We start from the raw sequence: 7,651 nt of genomic DNA, 5'->3' as shown, positions 1-7,651 counted from the left end.
TTATAATAATGACAGAAGTAAGTCTAATTTAAACAAAATGAGCCCGATACAATATCGAGCTCATTATTATCAAAATTAATTATAAATTTGTCCAAACTTTTGGGTTCAGTCTAAAATAGCCGCTTTTTTTTATTCCCTAATTAGAAAATTGCTGCAGTATTTTTAAATAATAGTAATCCAAAATATGCTGCTACAGCGTTTAAAATTAGAATTCATTCTATTTAAGTAAGACTTCGCTTATGATAGCTGAAATGTTAATAGTTTTGTTAAAAAATTCTTAAATACCTTTACAATTTCTTAACATGAAACAGCTTTAAAGTTATAAATTTGCGCGACTTTATTTTTTTAAACTTGAGAGTCAAGTTTTTAAATATTGAAGTTAACTACAAAAACCATAACAACTTTAAACAATGAAAAAAATTTACTCTGCATTATTATTCTTATTCTTATCTGTTGCATCAGCACAAGCACCGAGCGGCTATTACGGTACAGCAACGGGAACCGGATACACTTTAAAAACCCAACTATACAATGTAATAAAAGGGCATACTGATCAAGGGTATGCTGGACTCTGGACTACCTATGCTACATCGGATAGGGACCATCAAAATGAAAATGATAACACTATTTTCGATCTGTATTCTGAGAATCAAAACGGAGCCGATCCATACACTTTTATTCTTACAACAGAACAATGTGGTACTTATTCAGTTGAGGGCGATTGCTACAATAGAGAGCACGTAATTCCACAATCTACTTTTAATTCTGCAGCACCAATGGTATCTGATGCACATTTTATTCCGCCAACTGATGGAAAAGTAAACGGCATACGCTCTAGTTTTCCACATGGTAACGTAGCAACGGCATCAATAACAACTTTAAACGGAAGTAAGTTAGGCACAAGTGCTGTTTCTGGATACACTGGAACTGTTTTTGAACCAGCGCCGGCTTTTAAAGGCGATTTAGCCCGTATGTATTTTTATTTTGCTACACGTTATGAAAATACGGTAGCTGGCTATCCTTTTGCCATGTTTAATGGTAGCAGCAACCAAGTATTCACGACCGCATTTTTAAATTTGTTACTTTCATGGCATGCCAATGACCCTGTGAGTGCAAGAGAAATTGAGAGAAATAATGCTATTTATGCACGACAAGGAAATAGAAATCCTTTTATTGACAATCCATCTTATGTAAACGCTATTTGGAGCGGAACTACAGGAGGTGGAACAACCGACACTACGGTTCCTAGTACACCAACATCGCTAACATCAACAGCTAAAACGACAACATCAGTAACACTTGCATGGAATGCATCTACTGATAACGTAGGCGTAATAGGCTATAATGTATATGTAAATGGTGTTTTAAGAACAACGGTTACCACTTTGAACACTGTTGTGGGTAGCTTGACAGCAGCCACTAGCTATACCTTTACTGTGCGAGCAAAAGATGCAGCAGGAAATTTATCTGCAACGAGTAATTCTTTGACTGTAGTTACTAATTCGAACAACACCGCAACTGATTTATTATTTTCGGAGTATATAGAAGGTTCTTCAAATAATAAAGCGTTAGAAATTTCAAATGCAACTGGTGTAGCAGTCAACTTATCCATCTACAGCATCAAAAAACAAAGCAATGGCGCTGGAGCGTGGAGCGCAGGCTTATCTTTATCTGGAACCTTGAGTTCTGGTAGTAAATTCACTATCGTAAATAGTCTAATGTCCTCTTCCTGTTATGCTACTAGCGCTGCCAATCTTTCTACATCTGCTACCGAAATGGCATTTAATGGAAATGATGCCGTGGGTCTGTTCAAAAACGGAATTCTGATTGATATCATTGGTACATTCAATGGCGGAACTGCAAACTTCTCAATTGATGAAACCATCCGCAGAAAAGCGACTGTAACGGCGCCTTCAACTACTTTTAACAAAGCTACTCAATGGGATGTCTTTGCATTAGACACTTGTAATAACTTAGGAAGTCGTGTGGTGGCAAAGGAGCCAAAAACTACTCTTGATGTTGCTCTTGATGCCATTGTTATTTATCCAAATCCATCCAATGGAACTTTTACTATCAATAATTCGAACCAAATGTATTCTATCGAAGTTTACTCCATAATAGGTCAGAAAATTTTCAGTGCAGAAAACACTACCAAATCTGAAATTACAATTCCAAATATTGCTCGAGGAACCTACTTGGTTCGCATCAGTACCAATCAGGAATCAGGCATAAAGAAATTAATAATCAACTAAATTAAAAAGCGGCAAATTGCCGCTTTTTTTTTGCTTAAAATGTAATCAAAATTGATTAAATTCGCACCGCAATACAACAAACTACACAACAATGATTCATTTCTTTGAAAACCAAAGTAAAACCGTTTTTGCAGTACAAACGCAAAACGAAATCTCAGCTCAAGACATTTCAAAACTCAATTGGCTTTTTGCCGACGCACATATTCTAGAAAAATCCGTACTCACGGATTTTTTTGTTGGACCTCGTGCCGCTATGGTTACACCATGGAGCACTAACGCAGTAGAAATTACTCAAAACATGGGGGTTTCTGGAATTATTAGAATTGAAGAGTTTCAAAAAGTAACAGAAAATTTTACTGATTTTGATCCGATGTTACTTCAAAAATATTTGGAATTACATCAAGACATATTTACCATAAATATTGAACCTGAAGCTATTTTAGAAATTGATGATATTGATGCCTATAACAAACAAGAAGGTTTAGCTTTAAGTTTAGAAGAAGTTGAATACTTAGATAATTTGGCAACCAAATTAAGCAGAAAACTTACGGATTCTGAAATTTTTGCTTTCTCACAAGCCAATTCTGAACACTGTCGCCATAAAATTTTTAATGGAACTTTTGTAGTAGATGGCGAAGAAAAACCAACTTCATTATTCAAATTAATCAAAAAAACATCGGAACAAAATCCTAGAGATATTGTTTCAGCTTATAAAGACAACGTAGCTTTTGTTAAAGGTCCGAAAGTCACACAATTCGCACCAAAAAGTGCTGACAAACCAGATTTTTACGAAGAAAAAGAATTTGAATCGGTATTGTCATTAAAAGCAGAAACACACAATTTCCCAACAACAGTTGAGCCTTTCAACGGAGCTGCAACCGGTTCTGGAGGTGAAATTCGTGACCGATTAGCAGGTGGACAAGGTTCGTTACCTTTAGCTGGAACTGCGGTTTACATGACTTCTTATTCTAGATTGACCAACAATCGTAAGCACGAAGAAGCGATGGCAGAACGTCCTTGGTTGTACCAAACACCAATGGATATTTTGATTAAAGCTTCAAATGGAGCTTCAGATTTCGGAAATAAATTCGGTCAACCGTTAATTACAGGTTCGGTTTTAACTTTCGAACACGAAGAAACCACCCCAAACCCCTCCAAAGAAGGGGAATTAAAAAACCGTAAGTTAGGTTATGACAAAGTAATCATGCAAGCAGGTGGAATTGGGTACGGAAAATTAGATCAAGCTATTAAAAAGAAACCACAAGAAGGTGATAAAATTGTGATTCTTGGTGGAGAGAATTATAGAATTGGAATGGGTGGAGCTGCCGTTTCATCTGCAGATACAGGAGCTTTTGGTTCTGGAATTGAATTAAATGCGATCCAACGTTCTAATCCAGAAATGCAAAAACGTGCCGCTAATGCCATTCGCGGTTTAGTGGAAAGTGATTACAACCCAATTGTTTCCATTCACGATCATGGTGCAGGTGGACATTTGAATTGTTTATCTGAATTAGTTGAAGAAACAGGAGGATTAATCGATTTAGATAAATTGCCAGTTGGAGATCCTACACTTTCTGCCAAAGAAATCATAGGGAACGAATCTCAAGAAAGAATGGGATTAGTGATTGGTGAGAAAGATATCGACATCTTACAAAGAATAGCCGATAGAGAACGTTCTCCAATGTATGAAGTGGGCGTGGTTACTAATGATCATAGATTTACATTCGAATCGAAAACTACAGGTTTAAAACCTATGGATTACGCTTTGGAAGACTTTTTCGGAAGTTCACCAAAAACCATTATGAATGACAAAACAATTGCTAGAAATTATAGTAATTCAGAATATAACTCAAAAGAAATTCCAACGTATTTAGAGCAAGTTTTACAATTAGAAGCTGTTGCTTGTAAAGATTGGTTAACCAATAAAGTCGACCGTTGTGTAGGTGGAAAAGTGGCCAAACAACAATGTGCTGGACCGTTACAATTGCCTTTGAATAATGTGGGTGTAATGGCTTTAGACTTCAAAGGAAAAGAAGGAATTGCAACATCCATTGGCCACGCTCCTATTTCAGCTTTAATTGATCCAGTTGCTGGAAGTCGAAATGCAATTGCAGAATCGCTTTCTAACTTAGTTTGGGCACCATTGAAAGATGGATTAGATTCTGTTTCTTTATCGGCAAACTGGATGTGGGCTTGTAAAAACGAAGGTGAAGATGCGCGTTTATACGATGCTGTAAAAGGTTGTTCTGATTTTGCTATCGAATTAGGAATCAATATTCCAACAGGAAAAGATTCGCTTTCGATGAAACAAAAATATCCGAATGATGAAGTAATTGCTCCAGGAACAGTTATTATTTCAGCTGCTGGAAATTGTTCAAATATTACGAAAGTTATAGAACCAGTTTTACAACATAATGGCGGAAATATTTACTACTTAAACTTATCTCAAGATGCGTTTAAATTGGGAGGTTCGTCATTCAATCAAACACAAAATAAAATAGGTAATGAAACGCCTACAATTAAAAATGCAGCTTTCTTCAAAAAAGCATTTAATACGTTACAAGATTTAATTAAAGATAGAAAAATCAAAGCCGGTCATGATATTGGAAGTGGTGGTTTACTAACTACTTTATTAGAAATGTGTTTTGCAGATGTGAATTTAGGTGCGAATTTCGACTTAACTGCTATCAATGAAAACGATTCTACTAAATTATTGTTTTCAGAAAATATTGCGGTTGTTTTCCAAGCGGATGCAGAAGTAGAAACAATATTTAAAGCCAAAGGAGTTGAAATTTTCAATATTGGAACAGTTACGAATTCGGATACTATTTCTATTGTAAATCATGAAGATTCCTTTGAATTTTCTTCAAAAAAATATAGAGAAATTTGGTTTGAAACTTCCTTCTTATTAGATCAAAAACAAACTAAAAACGGAAAATCGTTGGAGCGTTATGAAAATTTTGCTAATCAACCGTTAACGTTTACTTTCCCATCTCATTTTGACGGAATCCTCACCCCCAGCCCCTCTCCAAAGGAGATGGGAGATAGACCAAAAGCGGCAATTATTCGTGAAAAAGGAAGTAATTCGGAACGTGAAATGGCAAATGCTATGTATTTGGCTGGTTTTGATGTTAAAGACGTTCACATGACCGATTTAATTTCCGGTCGCGAAACCCTGGAAGACATTCAGTTCATTGGAGCCGTTGGAGGTTTCTCTAACTCTGATGTTTTAGGCTCTGCCAAAGGATGGGCTGGAGCATTTAAATATAATGAAAAAGCAAATACAGCTTTGAAGAATTTCTTTAAAAGAGAAGATACGATTTCGGTTGGAATTTGTAATGGTTGCCAGTTGTTTATGGAATTGGAATTAATCAATCCAGAACATAAAGTTCATGGAAAAATGTTGCACAACGACAGTCAAAAACACGAAAGCATTTTTACATCAGTAACGGTTCAAGAAAACAATTCGGTAATGTTATCTACCTTAGCGGGAAGCACTTTAGGTGTATGGGTTTCGCACGGTGAAGGAAAGTTCAATTTACCTGAGCCAGAAGAAAATTATACTATCGTTTCTAAATATGCTTACAATAGTTATCCAGCAAATCCTAATGGTTCTGATTTTAATGCGGCTATGCTATGTGACAAATCTGGTCGCCATTTAGTGATGATGCCGCATATTGAGCGTTCTACTTTTCAATGGAACTGGGCAAATTATCCAAAAGATAGGAATGACGAAGTTTCGCCTTGGCATGAAGCTTTTGTAAATGCTAGAAAATGGGTTGAGAAAAATTAATTTAATTATAATATGTAAAGCGCTTTCGAAAGTGAGCGCTTTTTTTTACATAATTAAAATAACATATGCACAACGATATTAAAAATTAGTATCTTCAGACCAGTTGAATTTTTCTTTTACAATATTACTTTTTTCTTTTTTAATATAGTCTAATAGTGCACCAGCTGCAGGAGAGTGTTTTTTCCCTTTGAGCCATATCAAACTCCAAGTAGTTTTAATTGGCAAACCTTTAAACGGAATGATTTGTAATTCCTTGTTTAAGAGTTCATTTTTTATTCCTATTAACGGCATAATAGAACATCCTAAACCTGCAATAACTGCCTGTTTAACAGCTTCGTTTGAGGTTAACTCCATTTTTTTTCGAATTAAAACAGTGTTTCTTTCAATGAAATTTTCCATCATCTGGCGTGTTCCAGAACCCTTCTCTCTATAAATAAGTGGTATTTCTGTAAATATGTCTTTTGAATTTTCAAGCCTTTTAGAATCAATTTTGCTGTTTGCAACCAAAAACAATTTGTTTTGCAATAAATCTAATTTTTCAATATTTAAAGAAGCAGGCAATACCGATACTAGTGCAAAGTCAATTTCATTTTTCTCCAAACTACTAATTACACGACTCTTATTGGTAACATCCATTTGCAATTCTATTCCAGAATTTACTTTCATAAAATCGGCTAGAAAATATGGCATTACATATTTGCCAGTTGAAACAATAGATACTTTTAATCGTCCTGTTAATTGCCCCTTATAGGCCATGGTTTTGAAATTGATAGTCTCTACCTGATCGATTATGTTTTGAGCAACCTCAGCAATTTCAATTCCAAACTCAGTTACATACAATCTTCTACCAACCACTTCAGTTAACGGAATATCAAATTGATCCTGGAAATTTTTAAGTTGAATAGAGACAGCGGGTTGCGTTAAGTGAAGTTCCTCTGAGGCCTTAGTGACACTCTGTGTTTTAAAAACTTTTAAAAATATCTGAAGCTGATGTAAAGTATAGTTCATAGATTAATTTAATGATAACTATTACAAATGTAAATAAAAAACAACAAAGAAGATAAACTATCTTTACTGTTAATTTTTTAATATTATTTTTAAGTAAATTTAATATTGTATAATTATATTTATTTTTTTAAGTAAATAACTAAAATTAACAGAACTACCGCACTGGGTGTGCGATGAAATGAGCTCTCTATCATTACTTTTCTAATATTTTGAATTAGTAACCAAATATCAAGATAAATATTTTGCATGGAGAAGTTTATTACATTCGCTTAACTGAAAACTCTATTCAGTTAAGCGAGTAATTCTTTTTTATATTTCAAAAAGTAAATTCAAACCTATAAATGGTTTTTTAAATAATTACTTACTACCTTCATTTATTTTTTTGCGGTGCTTCGAAGACGAATTTTTGGTTAAAACCAACCAAAGAAACTTCAAAACCAGAATTTATTCCCATTCGTATTTCAAAACTTTAACCACATTATAATGGATCAATCCCAAAACCTGTGGGGAAGCAAAAATTAAGCATAAATATTAGTTAGTCTAAAAAGGAAGAATTCTATATTTCTAACTCCTCTGAATTGAGATCTAAATGCTTTTA

Annotated in this window: 3 protein-coding genes; 2 read left to right on the top strand and 1 reads right to left on the bottom strand. The window is 34.6% G+C overall.

The genetic code is table 11. From position 1 onward, the window contains the following. Positions 1-410 precede the first annotated feature (410 nt). Positions 411-2,252 (top strand): endonuclease, encoded by a 1,842-nt coding sequence (locus ACNQGO_RS15170; protein ID WP_417985791.1) that lies wholly within the window; start codon positions 411-413, stop codon positions 2,250-2,252. A gap of 91 nt (positions 2,253-2,343) precedes the next feature. Next, positions 2,344-6,045, top strand: coding sequence for a phosphoribosylformylglycinamidine synthase (gene purL / locus ACNQGO_RS15165; RefSeq protein ID WP_417985790.1), 3,702 nt, complete (start codon positions 2,344-2,346; stop codon positions 6,043-6,045). A 78-nt stretch (positions 6,046-6,123) separates the two neighbouring features. Here the strand turns inward: purL and ACNQGO_RS15160 are convergent, their stop codons facing one another. Beyond that, positions 6,124-7,053 carry a LysR family transcriptional regulator gene (locus ACNQGO_RS15160; protein WP_417985789.1) on the bottom strand — a complete coding sequence of 310 codons (930 nt, stop codon included), beginning with the start codon at positions 7,051-7,053 and terminating at the stop codon, positions 6,124-6,126. Between the last annotated feature and the right edge of the window lie 598 nt (positions 7,054-7,651).

The sequence above is a fragment of the Flavobacterium frigidum genome (genome assembly GCF_048286735.1).
Taxonomy (GTDB): Bacteria; Bacteroidota; Bacteroidia; order Flavobacteriales; family Flavobacteriaceae; genus Flavobacterium.
Note: the sequence above shows the minus strand (reverse complement) of the source record. Positions and strands in the feature narration are given on the sequence as shown.

Bases quoted from the DNA above. Each gene is read 5' to 3' on its own strand.
- purL (WP_417985790.1), top strand. From the start codon at position 2,344: ATGATTCATTTCTTTGAAAACCAAAGTAAAACCGTTTTTGCAGTACAA.
- ACNQGO_RS15160 (WP_417985789.1), bottom strand. From the start codon at position 7,053: ATGAACTATACTTTACATCAGCTTCAGATATTTTTAAAAGTTTTTAAA.
- ACNQGO_RS15170 (WP_417985791.1), top strand. From the start codon at position 411: ATGAAAAAAATTTACTCTGCATTATTATTCTTATTCTTATCTGTTGCA.